Origin of the sequence: Chromatium okenii (assembly GCF_016583745.1) — a bacterium.
Lineage (GTDB): Bacteria > Pseudomonadota > Gammaproteobacteria > Chromatiales > Chromatiaceae > Chromatium > Chromatium okenii.
On sequence record NZ_NRRQ01000145.1, the window covers coordinates 1 to 503 of the forward strand.

Annotated in this window: 1 protein-coding gene and 1 pseudogene; both read right to left on the bottom strand. The window is 64.8% G+C overall.

Annotated features, from left to right (window positions below; all coding sequences use genetic code 11):
* Positions 1–245: hypothetical protein (locus CKO12_RS14590; RefSeq protein WP_200155428.1), on the bottom strand; the 245-nt coding region annotated here is incomplete at its 3' end.
* Positions 245–503: pseudogene (locus CKO12_RS14595) on the bottom strand (hypothetical protein); the annotation flags it as partial. The pseudogene CKO12_RS14595 and the gene CKO12_RS14590, both read right to left, overlap by 1 nt.

Consider the following 503-nt stretch of genomic DNA (forward strand, 5'->3'; position numbering starts at 1 on the left):
TGGCGGAGCTGGGCATGTGCCTGTCTGAGGCGTGCACCAACCGTTGCCTGCGAGCGAGTGGATGCCTCGGCCAGCGCCTGCATCACGGTATCGGCCCAGTGCCGTGCCAGTTCCGCGCCTCGTGGCCCCTTTTCCGCACCGTCGACCAGCACCGCCAATAGGTGCTGGCCTTGCTGACCCACTGCTGCGGCATCGCTGTTGCGGGCACGCTCGCGGCCTTGCTGGCTGAACCAGCGGGCCTGCATCAGCCACGCACCCCGGTCAAGATCTCTAGGCGCTCGAAGAGCAGTGCCTCCCGGTCCGGGTCGCCAGCTTGGCTCTGCACGGCATAGCTAAAATCATCTTTGCCAAGGAGCTCGCTGAGCTCGGCGGCGATGTAGGCCTGGAGTGCGCTGTCGGCTGCTCGCACCTCATCGAGCAGTTCGGGACGGCCATCTACCAGATTGAGGATGTCCTCGATGTCGTTGCTCGACAAAGGATCACTCTCGCCGCGCCCCTTGTAG